The sequence below is a fragment of the Micromonospora rubida genome, from assembly GCF_009908295.1.
GTDB classification, from domain to species: Bacteria; Actinomycetota; Actinomycetes; order Mycobacteriales; family Micromonosporaceae; genus Micromonospora; species Micromonospora rubida.
This window is the reverse complement of record NZ_JAAALO010000003.1, coordinates 345,369-371,622: the sequence shown is the minus strand read 5'-3', so window position 1 is coordinate 371,622 and position 26,254 is coordinate 345,369. Positions and strand designations below refer to the sequence as shown.

7 protein-coding genes are annotated in these 26,254 nt (G+C 74.9%); all 7 read right to left on the bottom strand.

What is annotated here, in order from left to right; all coding sequences use genetic code 11:
- Window positions 1-8: 8 nt before the first annotated feature.
- The 7 genes from GVV04_RS11295 to GVV04_RS11265 are packed head-to-tail and all read right to left on the bottom strand — an operon-like array spanning window position 9 to window position 26,239.
- Window positions 9-764: a thioesterase II family protein gene (locus GVV04_RS11295; protein WP_161687330.1), complete on the bottom strand. Its 756-nt coding sequence runs from the start codon at window positions 762-764 to the stop codon at window positions 9-11.
- Window positions 761-3,046, bottom strand: a complete 2,286-nt coding sequence (locus GVV04_RS11290) for a lantibiotic dehydratase (protein ID WP_161687328.1) — start codon at window positions 3,044-3,046, stop codon at window positions 761-763. The genes GVV04_RS11295 and GVV04_RS11290 overlap by 4 nt, the downstream gene beginning before the upstream one ends.
- The gene (locus GVV04_RS11285; RefSeq protein ID WP_091621624.1) at window positions 3,043-3,258 is read right to left on the bottom strand and encodes an MbtH family protein; all 216 of its coding nucleotides are present in this window, start codon (window positions 3,256-3,258) and stop codon (window positions 3,043-3,045) included. The genes GVV04_RS11290 and GVV04_RS11285 overlap by 4 nt, the downstream gene beginning before the upstream one ends.
- Window positions 3,245-7,753, bottom strand: a complete 4,509-nt coding sequence (locus tag GVV04_RS11280) for a condensation domain-containing protein (protein WP_161687326.1) — start codon at window positions 7,751-7,753, stop codon at window positions 3,245-3,247. Before GVV04_RS11280 ends, GVV04_RS11285 begins: the two co-directional genes overlap by 14 nt.
- Window positions 7,750-14,454: a non-ribosomal peptide synthetase gene (locus GVV04_RS11275; RefSeq protein ID WP_161687324.1), complete on the bottom strand. Its 6,705-nt coding sequence runs from the start codon at window positions 14,452-14,454 to the stop codon at window positions 7,750-7,752. Before GVV04_RS11275 ends, GVV04_RS11280 begins: the two co-directional genes overlap by 4 nt.
- Window positions 14,451-20,795 (bottom strand): AMP-binding protein, encoded by a 6,345-nt coding sequence (locus GVV04_RS11270; protein ID WP_161687322.1) that lies wholly within the window; start codon window positions 20,793-20,795, stop codon window positions 14,451-14,453. Before GVV04_RS11270 ends, GVV04_RS11275 begins: the two co-directional genes overlap by 4 nt.
- Entirely contained in the window at window positions 20,792-26,239 is a 5,448-nt protein-coding gene (locus GVV04_RS11265; protein ID WP_161687320.1) for a type I polyketide synthase, read from the bottom strand. The genes GVV04_RS11270 and GVV04_RS11265 overlap by 4 nt, the downstream gene beginning before the upstream one ends.
- Between the last annotated feature and the right edge of the window lie 15 nt (window positions 26,240-26,254).

The window sequence follows — 26,254 nt, the reverse complement described above, 5'->3', positions numbered from 1 at the left end:
GTCGCGGGTCAGAGACAGGCGCGGCGGGGCACGGCGGCCAGCACGTCGCGGACGGTGTGGAGCACTTCCTCCCGGGCGGTGTGGACGAAGAAGTGCCCGCCGGGGAAGAACCGTTCGACGGGCGGCGCGACGGTGTGGGCCCGCCACCCGTCGGCCTGGTAGTCGGTGACCGAGGTGTCGCTGACCCCGCGCAGCACCGTGACCGGGAGGTCCAGCGGCGGCAACGGGTCCACGGTCCAGGTCTCCAGGACCTGGTAGTCGGCGCGCAGGATCGGGGTGAACATGGCCAGCAGATCGCGGCTGGCCAGCAGTTCCGGGGGCATTCCGCCGTAGTCGACGGTGCGTTGCAGCAGGGCGTCGTCGCCGAGCAGGTGCATCACGTCGGCGGGGTCCCGGCGGCAGGGGCTGCCGGCCCCGGAGACGATCAGCGCGGCCGGCGGAACGCCCTCCCGGCACAGCTCGCGGGCCAGCCCGAAGGCGACCGCCGCGCCCAGACTGTGCCCGAACAGCACCACCGGCCGGGGTCGCAGCGCGGCGACCTGAGGGGTCAGCCCGCGCAGGATGTCGGTCATCGAGGTCAGCGCCGGCTTGCCGAACAACTGCTCCCGGCCGGGGAGCAGGACGGCGGTGACCGCGGCCAGGCTCGCCAGGTCGGCGCCCCAGTCCCGGAACGGTGCGACGCCGCTGCCCGCGTACGGGGCGACGACCAGCACCGGGCGATCGTCGGCGGGGCCTGGCGGGGGGACGAGACGGGCGACACTCATCGTTGCGCTCCCGGGGACGAGGGGGGTCCGCCGCCGGCGGTCCGCTGGTCGACGCAGGCGATCCGGAACTCGGCGGTGTACCGGCGACCCGCCTCGTCGGTCAGCCAGAGCTGATCGGGGGCGGGCAGCATCTCCACGAAGGTGACCCGCCCCGTCGGCTCGGCCTGGCGCTGTCGCCGGATGCTGGAGAGCACCACCTCCACCGACAGCGGATTGTCGAAGTCCAGGTGGAACGGCTTGCGCTCGCCGCCGACGGTCACGAACACGTGCCGGGGCATGTCCCGGGCCGCGCCGACGGCCCGCAGTTCGGCGTACGCCCGATCGGAGCTGTGCTTCGCGCCAGGCAACTCGGAGCAGGACAACGTCCAGCTCTCGCGCTGCACCACCAGGTCGTCGATGCACAGCCGGGGGCGGTGGTCGGCGGCCGGCAGGACGCCGAACCGGGTGGCCGCCGCGTTGGCCAGCAGCTCACCGAGGACGGTGGGCACATCGCCGGCGTACTCCGGGTCGACCGACGAGGTGATGACGACCCGGTCGCCGACGCGGGTCGCCCGCAGCGCCGACACCGGGAGCAGCCGGGCGCCCCGGGGGTGGTACGGCACGCCGGAGCCCAGCCCCAGATAGGTGGCGGACGGCGACAGATACGCCGACGGCGGGACGGTCCGGGAGTTGATCTGCTCGTGGTCCAGCGGGTACAGCGGCGTCACCCGCTCGGCCGGGGCGCTGCCGTCCAGCCATCCGTGCCACCGGTCACGGTCCGGGTGCCAGGCGTCGGCGGCCACCAGGTCCATGGTGTTGTGGGCCGGGTGCAGTTCGCCGAGGACGGCCAGGAACCGCCCGTCGCGCAGGTCCGCCGCAGACCGGGCAGCGATCATCAGGTCGGGGCTGTACAGCCGGGTGCCGCGCCACCCCGCCACGTCGTGGGCGAAGGCGGACTCGACCATGGGACGCAGGGCGGCCGCGTCGTGCCCGATCCGCCGCCGGCCCGGCTCGGCCCCGGCGACCAGGAGGTCCTGCCAGGTCCGGCGCAGCCGCTGCGCGACGGCGTCGGCCGGGGACCAGGCACCCCACTCGGTCGTGCCGGCCACCGCCGTCAGGACCACCGTCAGCGGCACCCCGGCGCCGGGGGCCGACTCCTGCGCGGTGATCAGGTCCGCGACGAACCGCTCGTACTCCTGGGCCACGGCCCGGGTGAACCAGGCCGCGCTGAACAGCAACAGTTCCAGGGCGGGACGGATCCGGTCCAGCACGTCGGCGCCGAGGCGGACCGGAAGGTCGCCGAGGCAGTCCTCGTAGGCCACTCCCCGACCGGCGTAGAAGCGACCGGCACCACGCTGGGCAGCACGTCCGGTGATCCCGACGAACGACTGGTCGAGGCCGTCGAGGGCAGCGGCGAGCCGGTCGGCGTCCCCGGCGGCGTCGGCGACCCGGTTGCGGGCCGCCACCAACCCGGCCAGGTCCGCCTGCGCCGCCACCCGACGTCGCGAGTCGGCGACCCGGGCGAGCTGGCCGCGCAGGTGCGCCTCCGGGTCGACCCGCCGGGGCACCACCAGCCCGGCGGTGAGGACTCCCATCGCTCGCAGCCGGGTCAGGGCGGCGTCGACCTCCGGCGCGGGGTGGTCGGCGAGTTCGTCCACCACGTCGGCGACGGTCCGGGTGCCGTCGCACACCTCGACGACCCGGCGCGGCAGCGCGGCCAGCCGCAACGGGGCGTTGTCGGCGAGCAGCACCCCGTCGGCGACGACCGCCACCCCGGCGGCCAGCCGCGGGATGGTCCACGGGTCGAGGCCGTGCCGGGTCTCGATCTCGGCGGCCACCGCCCGCAGCGCCCAGTGCTCGAAGAACACTCCGCGCCGAAGCAACCGGTTGGTCACCGGACCGACCTCGGTGGCGCCGGTGGTGACCGAGCCCCAGACGATCGGCCCGAAGAACCCGATGGTGTCGTTCTTCGCGCAGTACCGGGCCGCGTACGCCCAGAGCCGACGCTGCGCCTCGCGGCGTCGCTTCGGTCGCGTGGAGTCGAGGTTCCGCCGCGCCTGCTGGAACATGCCCCGGTTCTGCCAGGTCAACGCCTCGGCGAACAGCGGCTGCCGGACGATCTCGGCCAGGGCCCGTTCCCCGACGGCCCGCGCGGAGGCGTGGTCGGGCCCCGGCTCGACGAGGATCCAGTCCATCGGCATGCCGGCCACCCGGGCGAAGACCGACGGCAGGAGTGCCCAGTCCGGCCCGTAGGGCAGCGGGCCGGCCGGTTCGTGCGGGGCATGGTCGATCGCAGCAGTCACTGTGGTTCCAGCGCCCGGCGGAGGCTGAGCGGGCGCATGTCCACCCACACCTTCTCGATGTGGTCGAGGCACTCCCGGACGCGCCCGGTCACCCCGACCTCGCGCCACCCGTCCGGTACCTCCCGGTCGACCGGCCAGACGGAGTACTGCTCCTCGTGGTTGACCACGACGGCGTAGATGATGGTGTCGTCGTCCTCGTCAAACAGCGCCATGAGTCTTCTCCTCCTCGATGTGGTCAGGCAGGTTCTCCATCTCCTCGCTGAACAGGGCGGCGAACTTCTCGATGCCGGCCTGGTCGAAGTGCGCGGAGCTGTAGTTGACGGCGAACTGGAACCGGCCGTCCGCGACGCCGGTCTCCACGTCGATCAACTGGTCGCGGAGGGTGGTCGGGTCGGCGATCAGCGCCGGCACCGGCACCACGCTCAACCCGTGCCGTTGTGAGCCGTCGACGTCGGCCGACATGGTCCCGGTGTGGTTCAGCGCGATCTGTGGCAGCGGAACATCGGCCAGCGCCGACCGCGGTTCGGCGTCGCGGAGCAGCCCGAACGACGACACCGGGCGGGGCACCGACTCGACCAGCCGGCGCACCCGCCACCAGGTGTCGGAGAAGGACTCGGTGGGCCGGTACGGCACAGTCGCCGGGTAGAGCGCGGTGAACCACCCGACGGCGGCGCTCGTGTCCACCCCGCCCAGAGCGGTGTCCCGGCCGTGGGTCTCCACGAACAGGTACAGGTCCTCCCCGGACCACCGGCTGTAGGCGCGGGAGAACACGGCCAGGAGGGTGACCAGGACCGGGCTGGCGGTGCCGCCGTCGGCGCGCAGCCGATGCAGCGTGTCGGTGGCCGCCGGGGACACCGCCCCCTCGACGCTCCGGACCCCGGCCAGGGTGTTCTCCCCGCCCGACCCGGTGGTCGGGACCGGCCGGGGCGTGCCGATCGTCGACAGCCAGGCCGACTCCAGCTCCCGCAGGGACCTGATCTCCCCGGCCGCCGCGACGGCGTACTCGGGGTAGCCGGCCATCGGCGTGTCCCGGGGCGGTCCACCGGCGGCCAGGGCGGTGTAGTTGCCGAGGAAGTCCTGGAGCACCAACCGCCACGAGTAGATGTCCATCACCAGGTGATGCACGGCGAAGTAGAGGGTGGTCTCCTCGTCGTCGAGCACCACCAGGCAGGACCAGAGCGGGCTGGCGGCCAGGTCGTGGCCGGAACGGTGGCCGTCGAGCAGCGACCGGTGGGTGGCCGCCCGATCGTCGGGACGCCCCCGCAGGTCCACCACCCGGAGGGTCACCAGCGCGTCGGGTGCCGCCTCGACCCACTGCCGCCAGCCGTCGGAGGTGCGCCGGAACCGGGTCCGCAGGGCGCCGTGCCGGCGAGCGACGGCCTCCAGCGCCGCCCGCACGGTGTCCGGGTCGAGGACCTGGGCCAGCCGTACGCCCTGGGCCATGTCGAAGTGGGCCGGGTCGGCGCCGGCGTGGTCCAGGAACAGCCGCTGGATCGGCAGCAGCGGGACCTCACCCTCGTGGACCGAGGTCGCCACGGCCGGGTCGGGCTCCCGGGCGTCCACGTAGGCGGCCAGCTCAGCCACCGTCTGGTAGGCGAACACATCGCGCGGCTGCAGGTCGATGCCCTGCCCGGCGGCCCGGCCCTTGACCCGCAACCCGGCGATCGAGTCGCCGCCGAGGTCGAAGAAGTTGTCCCGGACACCGACCAGGTCGACGCCGAGGACCTCCCGCCACACCTCGGCCAGGATCCGCTCCGTCGGGGTGGACGGCTCGACGTGGCCGGTCACGGTGGGACGGCCGTCCACGGTGGCCGGCAGCGCCGCGCGGTCCAGCTTGCCGTTCGCGGTGACCGGCAGGGCGTCGACCTGGGCCAGCATCGGCACGGCGTACGACGGCAGCAGGGCGCGCAGGTGGGCCCGCACCTGTTCGGTGTCCAGGGCCGCGATCGGGGAGGTCACGAACGCCACCAGGTGTCCGTCGCGCACCGTGACCGCGGCGCCGGCCACGTCGGGGTGGACGAGGAGTGCCGCCTCCACCTCCTGCGGCTCGATCCGGTGCCCGTTGACCGACAGTTGCGCGTCGACCCGGCCGAGCAGGTGCAGCCGTCCCCGCCCGTCGATGGTGCCCAGGTCGCCCGTGCGGTACGCCCGCGCGCCGGCGCGGCCGGGGCGGACGTCGGGGACGAACCGCAGGGCGGTGCGGGCCGGGTCCCGGTCGTATCCCCGGGCGAGCGTGGGGCCGCTGAGCCACACCTCGCCCCGGGCCCCCACCGGGACCAGCCGGCCGGCCCCGTCCACGAGGAGCGCGTCCACCCCCGGGTACGTGGCGTCCAGCCAGAGCGTCTCGGCCTGGCCGGCGACGGTGCCGAGCACCGCGTACGCGCTGTCGATGCTGGTCTCGGTGATCCCGTACGCGTTGAGCACCCGGGTCCGCGCGCCGGCGACCCCGGCAAGGCGGACGTAGTCCCGGGCGAACCAGGACTCCCCGCCGATCAGGACGGTGCTGAGCTGGTCGAGGCGCTGCCCGGACAGCTCCGCCTCGTCCATCAGGGGGCGCAGCAGGCTGGGCGGGATGTCCACGACGTCGACCTGCTCGTCGAGGATCAGGTCGAGCAGCGCCGCGGGGTCCTCCCCGGCCGCCCGGGAGGCCACGACCACCGTCCGGCCGGCGCACAGCGCCCGGAGCATCTCGCCGATCGCCACGTCGAAGGCCGGGTTGGCCAGATGCAGGTGGTTGCGGGTACGGGCGGCGAACGAGTGGGCCGTCTCCCAGCCCGCCACCGCCGCGGCGAGTGCCCCGTGCTCGACGACGACCGGCTTGGATCGTCCGGTGGTCCCCGAGGTGAAGATCGTGTACGCCGCGTCGGTGCGGCCCGCCTCCACCGGCTCCCGCACGTCGACACCGTCGTTCTCTGCGTCTACGTCACCGCCTGCGTCTGCGTCTGCGTCGGCGAGGAGATCGGCGTCGGCGTCGGCGAGGAGATCGGTAAGGGTCAGCACCGGGGCGTCGGCCGCCGCAACGGCCGGGGCGTCGGTGAGGACCACGGTGGGGTCGACCTGGGCCAGCAGCGCGGTGGTCCGGGCCGCCGGCCAGGCCGGGTCCAGCGGCACGAACTGGCCCCCGGCGAACCACACCGCGAGGGTCGCCGCGACCCGGTCGACGCCGCGATCGGCGAGGAGGGCGACCGTCCCGCCGGGGACGACACCGTGTCGGCGCAGCCGTCCGGCCCCCCGGTCGGCGGCTCGGACCAGCGCCGCGTAACTCACCCGGCGGGAACCGTCGACCACCGCCACCGCGTCGGGGGACGCCGCCGCCACGGCCCGGAGGACCGCCGGCACCAGCGGCGGCTCCGCGACAGCCGGCGTCCCGCCGGTCAGCGTCGGTGCCGCCGGCACCGCCGTCAGCAGGTCGGACACCCCGGACGCGCTGCCGTCGGCCAGCGTCCGGAGCACCGCGACGAACCCGTCGAGCATCGCCTGGGCCGCCAGAGCCGGGACCTTGGCGTCGTCGTGGAACAACTCGACCACCGTCTCCGCCCCGCCCGCCACGCTGAGCACGAGCGGGTGGGCGAGCTCCTCCCGGGAGGTGGCCGCGACGATGGCCACCGGGGGACGCCGGTCACCGAACCGGTCGTCGGTGATCAGCGGGTAGTTCTCGACCACCACGATGGTCTCGAAGAGACTCCGGTGTCGGGGCACCTCGGCCACCGACCGGATGTCGCGCAGCGACGCCTCCTCGTACTCCCGGCTGGCCAGGAAACGCCGCTGGAGGTCCTGCAACCAGGTCGCCACCGGCACCCGTCGGGGCACCCGGGCCCGTACCGGAAGGGTGTTGATGAACAGGCCGACCATCGTCTCCGACCCGGGCACGGCCGCCGGCCGCCCGGAGACGGTGGCGCCGAACATGACGTCGTCGCGGCCGCTGAACCGGGCCAGGACGACCGTCCAGGCGGCCTGGACCAGGGTGTTGAGGGTGACCCGTTCCTGCTTGGCCCGCTGGACGAGCCGGGTCGACTCCACGGGCGGCAGGGTCGCGGCGAGGACCTGGCGGCCCTGGTCGACCGCACCGGGCGCCGGCGCCGGCAGGGGCGTCGGCTCCGTGAACCCCCGCAGTGCCCGCCGCCAGTGCTCCAGCACCTGCACCCGGTCCCGCCCGGCGACCCACCGCAGGTAGTCGCGGTAGTCGGCGGTCGGGAGGAGATCGATCGGGGCCCCGGCGCACCGCTGGCCGTACGCGACGAAGACGTCACTGACCACGATCGGGATGGACCAGCCGTCGATCATGATGTGGTGGGAGGTCCACACCATCTCCCACGTGCCGTCGGCGCGTTCGAGAAGCCGTACCCGGTGCAGGGGCGCGCGTTCCAGGTCGAACCCGGCGTCCAGGTCCCGCCGGAGGTGCTCGTCGAGGGCGTCGTCGTCGTGCACCCCGTCGACGACCTCAAGCAGGTCGAACGGCTGCCGGTACACGGCCTGCACCGGGGCGGTCAGGCCCGTGTACGCCACGCAGGCCCGCAGCGCCTGGTGCTTGGCGGCGACCGCGGTCCACGCCGCCCGCAGCGCATCGGCGTCCACCGCCCCGCGCAGGGTGTAGCGGACCTGACTGAGGTACGCCCGGGCGTCCCCGGCATCGAGGGACTCCAGCAGCATTCCCTCCTGCAGCGGGGTCAGCGGGTAGATCGCCTCGACCATGCTCGGGCCGCTCATTGGGAACGTTCCTCTCCGTTGCTGCTCAGCCGCTCGATCAGGGCACGGGCGGTTTCCTCGTCGAGACCGGCCAGGCTGATGTCGACGCCGTCGAGCGGCGCGGCGGGGTGGGCCGCCCGCCCGGGCTCGCCGGCCTGATCGGTGATCCCGCCGGCGTTCGGCCGCACCCCGCCACCGGCCCGGGTGGCCCGGTCCGACGGGCCCGACCGATCCGACGGGCCCGAGCCGGTCGGGTCGGCTGTGCCGTCCGTGCCGGCTGTGCCGTCCGATCCGGCACGTCCGTCGGCCGGGACCGGTGCGTCGGCGGATGCCGGCCCGGCAGGCACGGCCGTCGACGCTACGGATACGGCAACCGTGGTCGCCCCGGCAGCCACCTCCCCCAGGGTCTGCGGGCCGAGCATGTCGGCCACCGCGACCTGGAGCCCCCGCGCCTTGGCCCGGGCGACCGTCCGCAACGCGGAGATGGAGTCCCCACCGAGGTCCAGGAAGTTGTCGTGGACGCCGACCCGGTCGGCGCCGAGGACCTCCCGCCACACGTCGGCCAGGGTCCGCTCGGCGGCGCTGGACGCCGCGACGAACGTCGCCGTCGACACGTCCTGGGTGAACACCACGTCCGGCAACCGCCCCCGGTCGACCTTGCCGTTGGCGTTCAACGGCAGGTCGTCGGCACGGACCAGGCGGGGCACCAGGTGACCGGGGAGCAGGTCCCGCAGCCGCCCCCGCAGGGCGGCGAGGTCGACCTCGTCCCGCGTCGGGACGACGAACGCCACGAGTTGACCGTGCCGTACCGCGACCGCCGCCCGGGCGACCTCGGCGAGCCCGGCCAGCGCCGCCTCGATCTCCCCCGGCTCGATCCGGTACCCGTTGAGCTTGACCTGGTCGTCGACGCGACCGGCGAAGTGGAGCACCCCGTCGGCCCGCCGGTGGGCCCGGTCCCCGGTGCGGTACATCCGCGATCCGGGCGGCCCGAACGGGTCGGGGACGAACCGCAGGGCGGTCCGCGCCGGGTCGTCGAGGTAGCCGCGGGCCAGCCCGGCGCCGCCGACGAAGACCTCACCGACCATCTCGTCGGGCACCTGCCGCAGCCCAGCCCCGATGACGTGGGCGGCCTCACCGGGCAGCGCCCGGCCGACCGGCACCACCGCCGGGTCGAGGTCGTCCGGGGTCACCGGGTGGACGGTGGACCAGATGGTGGTCTCGGTCGGCCCGTACCAGTTGTGCACCGCACCGGCCCGGTCCAGCAGCGACCGCCCCAGCCGGGCGGTCAACGCCTCACCGCCGGTCCACGCCTCGATCCCGCGCAGGTCGGCGTCCCCGGCGAGCAGTTCGGTCCAGAGCGAGGGGGTGGCCTGGACCATGGTCACCCCGGCGCGACGCACCACCGTGGCGAAGTCGTCCGGGTCGAAGCGCCCGCCCCGGTCGAAGACGACCACCCCGGCGCCGTGGGCCAGCGGGATCAGCAGTTCCGCGACGGAGATGTCGAACGACGCGTTGGTGGCGGCCAGCATCACCGCCCCCGGGGCGTACCGGTCGCCGATCGCGACGTCGAACGCGCTCAGCGCGCCGTGCGGGATCATGACGCCCTTCGGCTCCCCGGTCGACCCGGAGGTGAACATCAGGTACGCCAGCTCCCCCGGGTGCGTGGCGACCGGGGGCCCGGCCGGCGTGGGGTGTGCCGCCAGGTCGTCGACGTCGAGGACCGGGACGTCCGGGTCCAGGCGGGGCCGGGTGGGGGTGGCCGCGACCACGTACCGCAGGGCCGCCCGGTCGCGGATCACCCGCTGGCGGGCCGCCGGCAGGTCGGGGTCGACCGGGACGTACACCGCGCCGACGCAGAGGACGGCAAGGACGGTCACCACCAACCGGTGGTCGCGCGGCAGGCAGACCCCGACGGTGTCGCCCCGCCCGACGCCGGCCGACCGCAGCCCACCGGCGGCCCGCCCGACCGCGTCGGCCAGTTGCCGGTACGTGAGCACGGCGCCACCGGCGTCGCGCACCGCGACCCGGTCCGGCCAGCGGGCCGCCCGGTCGATGACGGTCTCGTGCAGCCCCGGGACGGCGCCCGGATCCGGCGCCGGGGTGGCGGTCGGGGCGTCCCCCGTCGACCACGCCACGTCGGCCACCGGCAGGCTCGGGTCGGCGGCCATCGCGGTGAGCACGGTGCGGTAGCAGGAGACTAGGGACTCCACGGCGGCGTCGGTGAAGTGCCGTGGGGAGGCCATCAGGATGAGGACCAGGTGGTCGCTGTCGTCGGCGGCACCGTGGTCGAACGACACGTACAGGGGGTAGTTGGTGGGGGCCTCCTCCTCCAGGTGCCCCACCCGGCGGACGTCGCCGCCGCTGCTCACCCGCTTCATCGCGTGGAACCGGGTGTAGTTGAAGGCGGTCGTCATCAGCTGCTGCCGGCCGAACGCCAGCTCCGTCGCCACTCCCGGGTAGGTGCGGAAGCGCAGCAGCCGGCTCTCCTCGGCCAGGCAGGCCCGGGCCAGGTCGGCGAGGTCGCGCCCGCCGACGCTGACGGTCAGCGGCAGGGTGTTCAGGTACAGGCCCCGGGTCTGGGTGCTGCCGGCCGTCTCCGGCCGGCCGTTCGTCACCATCCCCAGGGTGACCACGTCCGCGTTGGACAGGACGGACATCACCACCGCGTGCGCCGCCAGCAGCAGGCTCTTCATCGGCAGGCGCAGCCGGACCGTCGCCGCCTCCAGCCCGCGTTGCACCTCGGGGTCGAGCGGCAGCAGGGCCCGCTGCCGGTGCCCCGGCCCGCCGCCCTCGGTCCTGGTCGGGATCCGCACCGGCCGGGCCCGGGCGATGACGTCCCGGAACAGCTCGACCGCCGCCGGGTCGGCCAGGGCGTGCCGCTCCCGCCAGACGTGGTCGCCGAACGAGTCCGGCGGCGGGACGAGCCGGGCGAGTGGCCGGTTGTCCCGGGCGGCGGCGCACACCCGGTCGTACTCCTCCAGCACCTCGGTCAGGGTGGAGGTGAAGCTCCAGCCGTCCAGGATGGCGTGGCACTCCACCGCGCTGAACCAGAACTCCGTGTCGGAGACCCGGTGGGCGGTGAACCGGACCAGGGGCGGGCGGGTCAGGTCGAACGGCCGCCGGCGCTGCTCGGCCATCCACGCCCGCAGGCCCCGTTGGACCTCGGCGTCGTCCCGGCCCCGCCAGTCGACCACGGGCAGGTCGACGCCGACGTGCCGCCAGACCAGTTGCACCGGCTCGGAGCAGGTGGCGAGGTCGAATCCGCTGCGCAGCACCGGGTGCCGCTGGACGACCCGGTCGAACGCCTGCCGCAGCAGCTCACCGTCGAAGACGGCGCACCGGACCCGGGTGGTGGTGACGTTCAGGTAGCTGTTCTGTTCCAGCTGGTGAAAGAGCATCCCCTGCTGCAGCAGGGTCAGCGGGTGCGCGTCCTCCACCCCGGCGGGCAGCCGGTCGGAGTCGGCGGGGGCGAGCAGGTGCCGGTGGTCCGCCCGGCCGACCGGCGCGGACCCGGCCTCCGTGGGCTCCGCCACCGTCGTGCCGGGGACGGCCGCGATCACGTCCCGGATCGACTGGTGGTCGAAGATGTCGGCGACGGTGACCGGCAGTCCCCGGGCGGACATCGCCGTGGCCGCCTGGACCGCCAGGATCGAGTCGCCGCCGAGGGCGAAGAAGTTGTCGGTGACCCGGACGTCGGCGACGCCGAGGAGGTCCCGCCAGACCGCGACCGCCGCCCGTTCCCGGTCGTCGACGGGGTGCCCGCCGTCGGCCGGGCCGGACCGCTGGGGGGCCAGGTCCGTGGCCAGGGCCAGCAGGGCCCGCCGGTCGAGCTTGCCGTTGACGGTGCGGGGCAGCCGGTCGAGCCGGTGCACCCGGGGAACCATGTGGTCGGGGAGCCGGACGGCGACGAAGGCGCGGATCTGATCCGGTTCGGCCGCCGGGTCGGCCTGCACGAAGCCGATCAACCCGACGCCGGCCCGCCCGACCCGGGCGGCGGTCACGGCAGCGTCCGTCACGTCGGGGTGGGCGAGCAGGGCGTGCTCGACCTCGGCGGGTTCGATCCGGAATCCGCGTACCTTGAGCTGCTCGTCGACGCGCCCGAGGTAGTCGAGGTCACCGTCGGCGCGCTCACGGACCCGGTCGCCGGTGCGGTACATCCGGCCACCACCGCCGGTGAGGTCGGGGACGAACCGCAGGGCGGTACGGGCCGGGGAGCCGGCGTACCCGAGGCTCACCCCGGCTCCCGCGACCATGAGTTCCCCGGCGAACCCGACGGGCTGGCGGTTGAGGTCGGCGTCGACCACCACCGTGGCGAGGGTGGGCAGCGGCCGGCCGATCGGGCTCGCGACGCCGACGTCGTCGCGGGTGATGTCCCGCCACGTGACGTGCACGGTCGTCTCGGTGATGCCGTACATGTTGACCATGCGAGGGGTCCGGTCCCCGAACCGTTCGAACCATCCCGCCAGGGTGGCCGGCCGCAACGCCTCACCGCCGAACACCACGAGCCGCAGCGAGTCCGGCTTCCCGAGGTCGTCCGCGACGACCGACTGGGTCAGCGACCCGAACGCGGTCGGCGTCTGGTTGACGACGGTGACCCGTTCGTCGCGGAGCAGTTGGAGGAACCGCTGCGGGGTCCGCGCGGTGTCCCGGTCGACCAGGACGACGGTGGCGCCGTCGACCAGCGGCGCCCAGATCTCCCACACCGAGAAGTCGAACGCGACCGAGTGGAACACGCTCCACCGGTCGTCGGGGCTCAGGCCGAGCAGGTCCCGCGCCCCGTCGATCAGGGAGCCGAGGTTGGCGTGGGTGACGGCGACGCCCTTCGGGGCGCCGGTCGAGCCGGAGGTGTAGATCCGGTACAGCGGGGCGGACCACGGGATCGGCGAACGCTCCGGTGCGGTGTCCGGTCGCGGTGCCCGCCGGCAGTCGTCGACGTCCACGACCCGCCGGCCGGACGGCACCTCGGGAATGCTCGCGTCGGTGATCACGGTGTCGACGCCCGCCTGGTCGAGGATCTGGCGGATCCGGTCCAGGGGGTGTTCGACATCCAGCGGGACGTAGGTGCGGCCCGCCTTCGCCGCCGCGAGGATGGCGGCGAGCATCCCCGGGGTGCGACCGGTGAGGACGGCGACCGGTGGGCCGTCCGGGCCGGCCGGGGCCTCCGGGCAGTCCGAGGCGTCCGAGGCGTCCGGGCGCAGCCGGGCCGCGATCTGGTCCGCCCAGGCGTCCAGTTCGCCGTAGGTGGTCCCATCGGCGACCGCGATCCGGTCGGGGTGGCGGGCGGCGGTCTCCTCGAACCAGCCCACCACGCCCCGGTTCCCCCGTCCGGTCCACCCGGGGGCGACGGCCGGGCGGCGGTCGTCGAGGCGGACCGCCGACAGGGCGGCCTGCGGTCGGGCCACCACCGCGCTCAGCGCCCGCCGGTAGCTGTCCAGCAGGGAGCGGGCGATGTCGGCGGGGTACACCGCGATGTCGTGCTCCAGCCACAGCCGGGAGCCGGCCCCGACGTCCTCCACCTGCAGGGTCAGGTCGAACTTCGCGGTGCCCAGGTCGACGTCGAGCCGTTCCACCACCAGCCCGGCCACCTGGGTCGCCTCCCGCTCCCGGGTGCGGTGGTGGCTGAACACCGCCCGGACCGGCGTCCGGTCGCCGCCCCGGGCCCCTCCGGCGAGGTGATCGGCCACCTCGTCGAACGGGGTGTCCCGGTGGGCGATCGCCTGGATCAGCGCCCGCTGCTCGGCACGCAGCAGGTCGGCAACGGTGGTTGCCGCGCGGGTCGGGTTGCGCAGGCAGACCAGGTTGACGAAGTTGCCCAACGCCCCGGCGTCCTGCTTCGCGCGGAGACTGACCGGGACTCCGACGAGGATGTCGTCGTGGCTGTACAAAGCCCGCAGGACGAGCCGGTACGCGGCGGCGAAGACCGCCGGCCGGGTCACCCCGTACCTCCGGACGAGGGCGTCGATCCCCTCGTTCAGGTCGGCGTCGAGGCGGTGGCCGACGCGCCGGCCACGGCGGGGTCCGGCCGGGCGGGCGCCTGTCGTGGGCGGGTCCACCGGCTCGACCCCGTCCAGGTTGGCCCGCCACCAGGCCGTGCTCTCCGGCGACCGGGTCGCCGGCGGGTGCTCGCGGGGCACGACCGGCGCGGGGCGCTGCGGAGCGCCCGCGTACCCGGCGAACAGCTCGGTGAGCAGGGTGTCCAGCGCGGCGCCGTCGACCACGATGTGGTGGGCGGTCAGCAGGGCGACGGTACGGGTGCCGTCGCCGGCCAGCCGCAACCGCGCCAGCGGGGCGGTACGCAGATCGAACGGCTCCGCCGCCGCGGCGGACAACCAGGTGCCCAGGTCCGGTGGGGTCTCGACGACCGGGGCCGGGGGGTGCGCCGCCGGCATCGTCTCGGCGTACGCGGTGCCGTCGTTGTCGGCGAACCGGGTGCGCAGGGTGGGGTGTCGGGCGACGAGCCCGGCGAACACGGCGGCGAGCCGACCCGGGTCCAGGTCGCCCCGGATGGCGACGGCTGCGGCGACGATGTACTCGGGGCTGCCCGGGTGCAGCCGGTCGAGGAACCACAGCCCGGCCTCGCTGGGCTGCAACGCCCGCCGATCGGCGCCCACCCCGGTGCCGGGGCCCCGCTCCGCTGCCGCCGGCGGGGGCGTGAGCCCGGCGGCGGCCAACCGGCGCTGGAACTCGGCCATCCGCTCCGGATCGTTGAGCTGCAACGTCATTGCGGGCTGCCTCCGAATACCTCCAGCGCGATGCTCGCTGTCGGCCCGGCGCTGTCGCCGGCGATGGCCCGGATCTCGTCCGCCGTCGCCGTGACCGTCCGTACCTCGAACGCCCGCGCGATCGGAAAGTCGATGCTGAAGATGCGCTCGATGGTCTCCACCACGTGCAGGAGCGCGATCGAGTGTCCACCGGCCTCGAAGAAGTCGGTGGTGGCCGACGGGACCGGGACGTGCAGGTTCGCCTGCCAGACCGCGGCGACCAGTCGGACGACCGGGTCGTCGTCCGAGGCAGCGGGCCGGTCGGGCTCGGCGGCGTGGCCCCCGAGCCGGGCCAGCAACGCCTGCCGGTCGATCTTGCCGTTGTCCGACACCGGCAGGGCCTGGACCGGCACGACGACCGGGACCGCCTGCGGGACGAGCCGGGACTCGGCCCAGGACCGCACCTGGACGGCCAGGTCACCGGGCTCGGCGGCCGGATCGCGGGCGACCACGGCGGCGGCCAGCCGCGCCGTCCCGCCCTCGCCGACGAGGACGACCGCCGCCGCCTGCACCCCGGGGTGGGCGGTCAGGCACGCCTGCACCTCCCCCAGTTCGATCCGTACCCCACGCACCTTCACCTGGTCGTCACGGCGACCGAGGAAGACCAGCACGCCGTCGGCACGGCGACGAACCCGGTCACCGGTGCGGTACATCCGGGCCCCGGTGCCCTCAGGGTCGGGCACGAACCGCAGGGCGGTGTCCCGGGGGGCCTCGATGTAGCCCCGGGCGACCAGGGGCCCGGCCACGTACGCCTCGCCCTCGGTGGCCGGGCGGGCGTCGTCGTCCAGGACGTGCAGCCGGTTCGGGGTGAGGGCCACACCGACCAGCGCCGATCCGGGCTCGGCAGCGGCCTGGACACCGGCGCAGATGATCGTCGCCTCGGACGGGCCGTAGAACACGCTCGGCCGGGCGCCCGCCGCGCGCAGCGCGGACAGCAGGTCGGCTGATACCGGCTCGCCACCGGTGCCGACGGCGACATCGCGCACGGCGTCGGCGTCCAGGCGGAGCACCTCCTGCCAGAGGCTGGGGGTGGCGAAGGACGCTGTGGGCCAGCCATGTCCCCGAGCGGTGGCGAACGCCCGCACCACCGGGGCCGGGTCGAAGGTGACCGACTCGGTCGGGTAGACGACCGGGCCGCCGCGCAGGGCCGGCCAGCAGAGTTCCAGCACGCTCGCGTCGAAGGTCGGCGCGGCGAGCCCGACCAGGCACCGCGCTCCCGTCCACGGGGCGAAGGCGCCGAAGGCGTCGAGGAACGCGGCGAGCTGGCCGTGCTCCACCACGACGCCCTTCGGCTCCCCGGTCGAGCCGGACGTGTGGATGATGTACGCCGCCTCGGACGGCAGCGGACGGTAGCTGGACGCATCGGTGGGCCCGGGCCCGACGTGCTCCGACGGGCCGGCGGGGGCGTCGAGCGGCCAGGCGATCCGGGTCAACTGCGCCCCGCCGGTGTCGCCGTCCGTAGCGGGGACATCGTCGGCGCCCCGGTCGGCGACCAGCCATCCGGCGGCGCTGACCGAGGCGATCCGGCGCACCCGGTCCACCGGCGGGGTCGGGCCGAGCGGCACGTACACCGCGCCGAGCCGCCACAGCGCGTGCGCCACGACCAGCGTGTCCAGCCGGGTCGCCAGCGACACCAGCACCGGCTGTCCACGCTCGACACCCGACGCCCGCAGCCCGGCCGTCACCGCGCTCACCTGCCGGTCCAGCTCCGCGAAGTCGTACACCCGCTCGCCCTGCACGACGGCGGGCCGGCCCGGCTGCCGCGCCACCCGGTCGGCCAACCGGTCGACCACCCCGGTCGCGGCGCCGGCCCACCCGACGTGAGTCTCGTCGCCCAGCTCCGCCACCAGCAGGTCCACCAGGTCGGCGGCCCGACGCCGGCCGACCTGGCCGGAGTCGAACCGGACGGCCAGGGTGTGCGCCCGGCCGTTGGCGGTGACGGTGAGCACCAGAGGCGCCGGCAGGCCGAGCGGGGTCGGCTCGAACCAGTCCACCCGCAGTCCACCCACGGTCGCGGCCTCGTGGCCCTGCTCCCAGCCCACCATCGTCCGGAATGCCGGGACTGCCCGGTCCGGCCGCCGGTCGGCGAGCGCCGTCACCCGGTCGAAGGGCACGAACCGGTACGAGTACGCCGCAGCCAGGCTCTCCTGGACCCGGGCGAGGTGCTCGGCCCGGGTGCCGTCGGTCGGCACCGCGCGGACGGCTGCCGTGTTGAGGAACGGTCCCGGGACGTCGGCGCCCGTCCCGTCGCGCAGCGACACCGGCAACCCGACGGCGAAGCCGGTGGAACCGCTCCACCGGGCCAACGCTCGCTGCCAGGCGGCCATCACCACCGAGTACGGGGTGACGCCGTGGCGCCGGGCCACCGCGTCGGCGAGATACGCGTCGACCGGCACCGTGAGCCGCCGGGTCGCCGCGTCCCCCGGGTCCGGGTCGGCGGCCGACAGGTCGAGGTCGACCGTGCCGGCCAGCGCCCGTACGGCGTCGGGCAGCCGGTCGGCCGCCCGCCGGGTCCCCTCCTGCGCCCAGGCGGCGTCCGGGTACTGGATCACCGGGTCCCGCCGGACCGACTCCCCCCGGCGGGCGCGCTGGTAGTTGTCGAGGAGTTCCCGGACCAGGATGCCGACCGAGTCGCCGTCCACCGCGATGTGGTGCACCGCCAGGTGCAGCACGTGCTCACCGTCGTCGAGCACGCTCAGGTACGGCCGGAACCACGACTCCCGAAGGTCGAACGACCGACGGATCTCCGCAGCCACGGCCCGGTCGGCGTCGGCCGCGTCCCGGGCGGTCCGGAGGGCGAGGTGACCGGCGAGGACGTCCTCGTCGACGGCGTGCACCTCGGCGCGGACCCCGTCGCCCCACCCGACGATCCAGCTACGGAGCACTCCGTGCCGTTCGAGCAGGGCGACCAGGGCGGCGCGCAGCGCGTCCACGTCGAGCGGGCCGGCCAGCCGCAGCGGGATCGGCACGACCTGGGCGGCCGGGCCCTGGAGCCGGGCGGCGAACCAGAACCGCTGCTGGGTGGGGGTCAGTGCCGTCCGGTCGCCGGGCTGTGGCCGGCGGGGCTCCGGTGGGCCGTCGCCGGTGTCGTCCGGCGCGGCCTCCGGCAGCGCGCCGATCGCCTCGGCCAGCCGGTCCGGCGTCGGATTGGCGAAGACCGTGGCCAGGTCGACGTCGCGGTGGAAGGCGGCGGCGCACCGGGCGGCGAGCTGCGCCGCGCTCAGCGAGTCCCCGCCGCAGGCGAAGAAGTCGCTGTCCGCCTCGACGGTGGTGGCCAGCAGCTCCCCGGCCAGGGCGGCCACCACCGCCGCGACGCCGCCGGCGGGCGCGGGCGCGGCGGACACGGGGGCGGCGGGCGCGGCCGGATCGGTGGTGCGGTCCCGCAGGGCCTGACGGTCGGGTTTCTCCCCGGCGCTCCTGGGCAGGTGGTCCAGGACGTGCACCCGGCGGGGCGCGCCGACCTGCGGCAGCCGGCCGGCCGCCGCGGTACGCAGCTCGGCCTCGCCGACGGCGCGGCCCGGGCGGAGCACCACCCAACCCACGAAGTGCCGGTCCGGGCCGTCGGTGACCGTGGCCACCGCCTCGGCGACGTCGGGGTGGGCGCGCAACGCGGCCTCGACGTCACCGAGCTCGATCCGGACCCCCCGGACCTTCACCTGGTCGTCGGCGCGGCGCAGGAACTCCAGTCCGCCGCCGGCGGGCGAGTGGCGGACCAGGTCGCCGGTGCGGTACAGCCGTTCCCCCGGTCGCGTCGGGTGCGGGACGAAGGCCAACGCGGTCGCCCGGGGATCGCCGAGGTAGCCGGTGGCGAGCGGCCCTCCGGCGAGCAGCTCCCCGACCTCCCCGGGGGCGACCGGGCCCAGCCGGGCGTCGACGACGAGGACCTCGTGGCCGGGTACGGCCGAGCCGATCGACGGGTACGCCGGCACCGCACCGCCTGCGATAACCGACACCGTGCCGACCGTCGCGGTGATCACCGATTCCGTCGGACCGTACGCGTTGAGCAGGGCGATGTGCTGCGGCGCCGACGCCGCCCACCGGGCGACCGTCTCGGGGGTGAGGACGTCCCCGCCGGCCAGGACGGTGCGCAGGGCGCTGCCGGCGAGCTCCGACCAGGTCGCCTGCGGTGCGCCCGTGAACTGGGCGAACCACGGGGTGGGCAGGTTCGCCACGGTCACCCCGGTTTGCCGGGAGATCCGGCCGAAGTGGGCGGGGTCCCACGGCTGCTCGCCGCGCAGGACCAGGGTGGCGCCGGCGAGGAGGGGCACGATGACCTGCTCGATGGCCGCGTCGAAGCCGTGCTCGGCGAACTGGAGGTACCGGTCGTCGGGGCGGACGGCGAGCCGGTCGACCATGCCCCGGGCGTGTCGGAGCAGGACTCCGGTCGCGACGTGGACGCCGCGCGGCACCCCGGTGCTCCCCGAGGTGAAGATCAGGTACCCGGGGGCGGTCGGCAGCTCCGGACCGGGCCGGCCCGGCAGCGGGCGAATTATCGGCCCGTCGCCGCCCACGTCGGTGATCTCCCAGGAGGCCGCCGCCTGCTGGGCGACGGCCGCGCGGCGCGGACCGGGCAGCCGCCGCGACAGCGGCACGTACACCGTGTCGGCGGCCAGGCACGCCAGCAGCCCGATCAGGGCCGGTAGGCCCCGCGCGGTGTCCACCACGACCCGGTCGCCGGGTCGCGCCCCGGCCGCCCGCAGCCGAGCGGTGAGGTCGTCGACCGCGTCCCACAGCTCCTGCCGGGTCAGCGTCCCCGTCTCCCCGTCGACGGCCGTGCGCGTCGGGTCGGCCGTCGCGTGTTCGCGCAGGACGTCGAGCAGTTCCGCTCCCCCGGCCGGGTCGGCACCCAGCCGTTCAGAGCTGGTCGGCTCCGGGTGGGACGTCCCGGGGCCGGGCAGGTCCGGAGCGGACCGGCCCAGGTCGGGCGGGGCGGGGCACGCGGGAATCAACTCGGCCAGCTGGGCGTGGAAGGCCCGGGCCAGCCGGGCGATCGTGGCGGGACCGTACAGGGTCGGGTCGAAGACGAGTTTGGTGTGATAGCGCCGGCTGTCGTCGGCGATCTCCAGTACGACCGGCATTTCGGCGGCACCCGGAGAGGGCAGCCGCGGGACGAGATCCATCAGACGCGGGTCGACGGAGAACTTGTTGAAGCACACGCCCAGGCCGGCGGACGGGCCGGCGGCCGGACCGTAGACGCCCCGGCGGACCCTCTCCAGGGGGGCCTGGGTGGTCCCGAGCGCCCTCGCCACCGCCGCCGCGCAGGCCGCCACCGTGTCCTCGGCGGGAGCGTGCGGGTCGACAGCGACCCGGACCAGAGCGGTGTTGACGAACAGCCCCACTATCCGGGCCACGTCCTCGTGGTCGCGCACCGAGACCGGCATGCCCAGGACGAGGTCGGTACGACCGGTCCAGGCCGCCACCACCCGGGCCCACGCGGCGAAGAGGAGCACCGTGTCGGTGGTCCGGCGGGCCTGCGCGGCCGCCCGGACCGCGTCGTGCAGCTCCGCCGGGAGCGCGATGTCGTGCTCGAAGGCGTCCGCCGGCACACCGACCTGCGGCGACACGGACCCACCGGTCGGCGCGGGGGCGAGGTCGGCCGGGATCCGCACGGGGTAGGGGGCGTCGCCGAGCGCCGCCACCGCCCGGTCGACCTCGGCGCGCAGCGCGGCACGTTGCTCCACCGAGTCGCGCCAGACCGCGTAGTCGGGGTAGTCCATCCGCTCCGACGTGGGCCGGCCCGTGCTCAGCGACTCCGCCAGGAGGGAAAGGGAGTGCCCGTCGCAGGTGAGGTGGTGCACGGAGATCAGCAGCCGGCCCTTCCCGTCCGGCAGTCGCAGGTGGATGAAGCGGACCAGCGGCTCGTGCTCCAGGTCGAACCGGTACCGGGCGGCCTGGGCACGGTGCCGGGCCAGCTCGGCCTGCGCCGCCACCGCCGAGAGGCCGCCCAGATCGACGTACGACACCGGGAAGTCTGCGGCGGGACGCAGTCGGATCGAGGGCACCCCCGCCTCGACCACGACGGCACCGCGCAGGGCGGCGTGCTGGTCGACCAGGGTGCGGCAGGCCGCCGCGATCGCGTCCCGGTCCGGCCGGAGCTCGATCTCCGTGCTGAGCGTGAAGACCGGCTGCGGGCCGGCCAGCCGGTCGGCGAACCAGAGCCGCCGCTGCGCCTCCGTCATCGGCAACAGGTCCGGGTACTCGGGAAGCGGCGCCGGCCGCGACGGGGCCGGCGCCATGAACGACCGGCGTCCGGCGAGGATCTGGGCCCGCAGCTCCGCTCGGGTGGGCCGTTCCCCGCTCACGCCCAGCCGTCCCCGGAGCCCGCGGTCTGGTTGACGAGCCGGTCCAACAGGGCGTCGAGCCGGCCGTCCACGAGGACCGCGAGCCGGCGCACCGTCGAGTGCTCGAACAGTTCGGCGACGGACAGTTGGATGCCGAACCGCTCCCGGGTCCGCGAGGAGAGCTGGACCGCCGTCAACGACGAGCCACCGAGCACGAGGAACTCGTCGTCGAGGCCGATCGGGGCGATGCCGAGCGCCTGCGCCCACAGCTCGGCGATGGCGCTCTCCACGTCGGTCTCCGGCGGAACGTACCCGCCGAGGTTCTCCGCGCGGGCGGTACCCGCGCTGGCCGTGGTGTCCTGGTGGGTCGTGACCGCGTCGGCGGAGAACGCCCGCATCTCGTCGATCCGCTTCTCGAGCGGCCCCACCGAGGTGATCAGTTGTGGCTGGTCCGGCACCGCGATCATCCGGCGGAACAGCTCGATCCCCTGCTCGCTGCTGATCAACATCCGGGCCTCACCCGACGGCGGCCTGGTCGGCCCGTCGGCCACCGCCGGTTGGGTCGGTGGCGCGGCGGCCCAGGCCGCCCCGACTGCGGCCTGGGCTCGCAGGATGTAGCTGTCCACCAGCACGCAGACCCGCCCGTCGCGGTCGACGATGACCTCGTCGACCTCGATGAACTCGGGTCGGTCCGGGTCCTGGCGGTGCGTCTGCAGCACCCATGCCTCGGCCGGGATCGGCGCGTACACCCCCACCCCCGCGTACGAGAACGGCAGGTAGCTCGCCGCCGCGCCGGACAGGCCGTGTGCGGCCTGGTCCAGCAGGGCCGGATGCAACCAGAGCCGGGGGTCGGCGTCCTCGGCCACGAGCCGGGCGAGCCCGGTGTCCCCGTCGCGGAAGTACTCCCGGACCACGTCGAAGTACGGGCCGAAGGCCACCATCCCGGAGGACTGCCGGCGGCTGTCGACGGCCGGCAGCGCGGCCCGAACCCGGTCCAGGTCGACCGCCTCACCGGCCAGCTTGTCGACCGTCCGCAGCACGCCCTGGCAGTGCACCGTCCACGGGCCCGCCCCGTCCGCACCGACCGTGATCTCGAACGGGGCGCCCTCGGCGGCTCGCTCCGGCGCGAACGACAGGGTCAGGGTGAGCGGGCCGGTGACCACGATCGGGTCGCTGAAGAGGAGGTCCTGGATCCGCACCGGCACCTCGCCCAGGGCGTGGTGGGCCGCCGCACGGACGGACTCCAGGAGCATCGTCGCCGGAACCACCGCCGCACCGGCGATCCGGTGCTCCATGAGGGCCCGGTGCCCGTCCGGGCTGAGGGTCCCCTGGTACCGATGGGTGCCGTCCGCCTTCACGGTGACCGACTGGAGGAACGGATGGTCGAGGGGTTCCGTCCGACCGCCCTGGCTGATCGCCCGCAGTGCCTGCACCCCCTGGGATGCGCCCTGGTCGGCCACCATGCCGACCTCGCGCCAGCCGACCCAGTTGATGGAGACGACCCGGGGACGGCCCGGCCGGTCGGCCACCGAGTTCGCGAACGCGTCCATGAACAGGTTCGCCGCGGCGTAGTCGCACAGGCCGTACCCGGAGGTGATCGCGATGATGGACGAGCACAGCGCGACGAAGTCCAGTTCCGGATACTTCTCGGTGGTGAGTTGGTCGTACAGCGCCAGGACCGCGTCCACCTTCGGGCGCAGGACCCTCGCCGCGTTCTGCTCGTCGTGCAGGGCGAGCAGCTGCCCACCGGCCAGCCCGGCGGCGTGGACGATGCCGTGCACGGCACCGAACTCCGCCACGGTCTCCCCCAGCACCGTGGCCAGGGCGTCGGGATCGGTGATGTCGGCGGCGACCACCCGCACCTGGGCGCCGAGGCGCTCCATCCGCAGCACCGCCTCGACCCGTAGGCGCACCGTCTCGTCGGTATCCGCCGCCTCGGCCAGATCCGCCCACCGGGCCCGCTCCGGCAGGCCGGTCCGGCCGACCAGGACCAGCCGGGCCTGTTCCGTCTCGGCCAGCGACTCGGCGATGGTGACGCCGAGGCCGCCGAGACCACCGGTGATGACGTAGACCCCACCGGGGCGCAGGGCGGACCGGTGGACCGGCCCGTGTCGCAGGGTGGCGTACGACCTGATCGCCCGCCGGTGCCCGCGCACCGCGACCACCTCGTCGGCGGGATGCCGGATCTCGTCGATCAGTCGGGTCGCGAGCACCCGCGCCGGGCCGATCCCGTCCAGGTCGATGTGACGTACCGTCACCATCGAGGCCTCCCGTGGCAGCGCCCGGAACGGGCCCAGTGCGGTCGCGCTGAACGGCACCGCCTCCTCACCGGCCACGGAGAACAGCCGGCTGGTGACCACGACCAGCTCCACCGGGTCGCGAACCACGTCGAGCAGGGCGCAAGCCAGGACGGCGGCCCGCCGGTACGACTGGTGCGCCGGGGTCGGGTCGGTGCCGGTCGGGTGCCCCTCCGGGCCCGGCACGTCGTACCCGACGATCACCCGGTCGGGCGCCTGGCCGCTGTCCCACAGCTGCTCGACGACCGCCCGGATCTGAGTCGGGTCCTCCGGGTCGGCCTCGAAGACGCCGAAGTCCTCGATCAACGCCGGTCCCGCGTCGAGCCGGGTCACACTGGCGCCGTGGGCGAGGGCCACGGCGGCGACCTCGGCGGTGAAGGTCGGGTCGGTCCCGAGGACCAGCCAGTGCTCGCCGAAGACGTCCGCGGCTCCGGCGGTGCGCGGCGACTGGGTCCAGACCGGCACGTAGAACGGGGTCTGCAGCGGTTCGTTCGGGATCTGCTCGGTCTCGGCCACCACGGTCCGGGCGGTCGGGTCGGGGTCGACCCAGTGCCGACGTCGCTCGTACGGGTATCCGGGCAGCTCGACCCGGCGGGGCGCCGGTCCGGTGCGGACGGCGGCCAGGTCGACCGGCACCCCGGCGGCCCACAACGCCCCGGTGGTCGCCAGGACGTGGTCCCGCTCGTCGGTGCCCTCCCGCACGGTCGGCAGGCTTCCGGCCCACTGCGGGGTCGTGCCCTGCGCGATCGCGGTCTGTCGGGCGAACGAACCGAGGGCGCGTCCCGGGCCCACCTCCAGCAGGAACGGGTTTCCCCGGCGGATCAGCTGGGTGGCCGCAGCCCGGAACCGGACCGGCTGGCGCAGGTGCGTCACCCAGTAACCGGGGCGGGTGACCTGCTCCGGGTCGGCCCAGTCCCCGGTGACGTTGGACAGGAACGGCACGGTGGGGGCGGCGAGCCGGGTCGCGGCGACCACGGCGGCGAACTCGTCGAGGATCGGCTCCATCATCCGCGAGTGGAAGGCGTGCGAGGTACGCAGCGGGGTGCCGGTGATCCCGATGTCCTCCAGCTCGGCGGCGAACCGGGCCACTGCCTCCTCGGTGCCGCTGACCACGCACGCCGACGGGGAGTTGTCCGCGGCGATCTCCAGGTCCGGCGGGAGCAGGTCGGTCGCGGCCTCGACGCCGACCGGCAGGGCGAGCATCGCGCCCGGGGCGACGGACTGCATGAGCCGACCCCGGGCCGCCACCACGCGCAGCGCGTCCTCCAGGGAGAAGACCCCGGCGATGGCGGCGGCGGCGAGTTCACCGACGCTGTGCCCGATCAGCGCGGCCGGCACGACTCCCCGGGCCTTCCACAGGGCGGCCAGCGCCCACTCCATGGTGAACACCGCCGGCTGGGTGACGGCGGTCTGGGCCAGGGCCGCCTGCGCCGCGTCGTCGGTCGGGTCGGCGTGGAGAAGGGTGCGCAGGTCCAGGCCGAGCAGGGGCGCGAGCAGGTCGCTACAGGCGTCGACCGCTTCCCGGTACGCGGGCTCGGCCGCGTACAGCCCGCGCCCCGTCCCGGGGTGTTGGGCACCCTGTCCGGGCAGGAGGAAGGCGACCTCGCGGTGACCGGTGACCGGGGCGGTCGGGTGGGCGCCGGCGGCCCGCAGCCGGTCCACCGCCTCCGCCGTCGACCGGGCCGCCACCGCCCGTCGTACCGGGTGCGCCGTGCGCCCGTCGTGCAGGGTGAACGCGACGTCGTCGAGGCGGACGTCGGTGGTTTCCAGGTGTGCCACGAGCCGGTCCGCGACGGTGGCGAGCGCCTCCGGCGTACGGGCGGAGAGGGTGAGCAGGTGCGGCCCGACCGGATCGGGCCGCGGCTCGGGCTCCGGTGCCGGAGCCACCAGGACGTGCGCGTTGGTCCCGCCGATGCCGAACGAGCTGACCGCGGCGATCCGCCGGGCCTCACCGGTCCACGGCTGACGTTCGGTGGCCAGCCGGAACGGGCTGTCGTCCAGCGTGATGGCCGGGTTCACCGGGGCCCAGTTGATCGTCGGCGGGATGATTCCCTCCCGGACCGCCAGGGTCGCCTTGATCAGTCCGGCCACCCCGGCTGCCGCGCCGAGATGCCCGACGTTGCCCTTGACCGATCCCAGCGCGCAGTAGCTGGCCTCGTCGGTGTCCGCCCGGTACGCCTGGGTCAGCGCGTCCACCTCGATCGGGTCGCCGACCACCGTGCCGGTGCCGTGGGCCTCCATCAGCCCGATCGCCTGGGCGGTCAGCCCCGCGCGCTCCAGTGCGGCGCGGACCACCTTTACCTGCCCGTCCACGCCGGGCGCGGCGAACCCGGCCCGGAGGCTGCCGTCGTTGCTGATCGCCGAGCCGAGCAGGACGCCGTGGATGAGGTCCCCGGCGGCCCGCGCGTCAGCCAGCCGCTTGAGCACCACCACGGCGCCGCCGTTGGAGAAGATGGTGCCGGAGGCGTCGGCGGAGAACGGGCGGACATGGCCGTCGGCGGAACGGATGCCCCCGGCCTCGTACACGTAGCCCACGTCCAGGGGGAGGTCCACCTGGACGCCCCCGGCCACGGCCACGTCGATCTCGCCGAGGAGCAGGGCCTGCACCCCGAGGTGCACGGCGACCAGCGAGGTGGAGCAGGCGGTGTACACGGACAGGCTCGGCCCCTGGAAGCCGAGCTTGTACGACACCAGGGGGGCGATGTAGTCGGGGCTGTTGCCGATTCGGATGCTCATCCCGCCGGCCGCGTCGGCCACCGTCGGGTTCGCCTCGATGTAGTCCTCGCGATAGTCGCTGGCCGCGCTGCCCCCGTACACGCCGACCCGGCCGAGGTCGCCCGCCGGGTCGTGCCCGCCCGAGGTCAGGCTGGCGTGGGCCAGTTCCAGGAAGAGCCGGAACTGCGGGTCGGCCAGGGCGGCCTCCCGCGGGCTGAGGCCGAAGAAGTCGGCGTCGAAAAGGTCGAGGTCGGCGGCCCCGGCGTAGACCCGCCGGTACTCGGGCCGGGACAGAGTCGATTCCTTGACGCCCCGCAGGCGCGCGACTTCGTCGTCGGTGGCGGCCATCGCCTCGCGGCCGTCGAGGATGTTGCTCCAGAAGGTCTCGACGTTGTCCGCGCCGGGAACCCGGGCGGCCATCCCGACGATCGCAATCTCGCCCTGCTGTGTCATGTCTGTCTGGCCAAT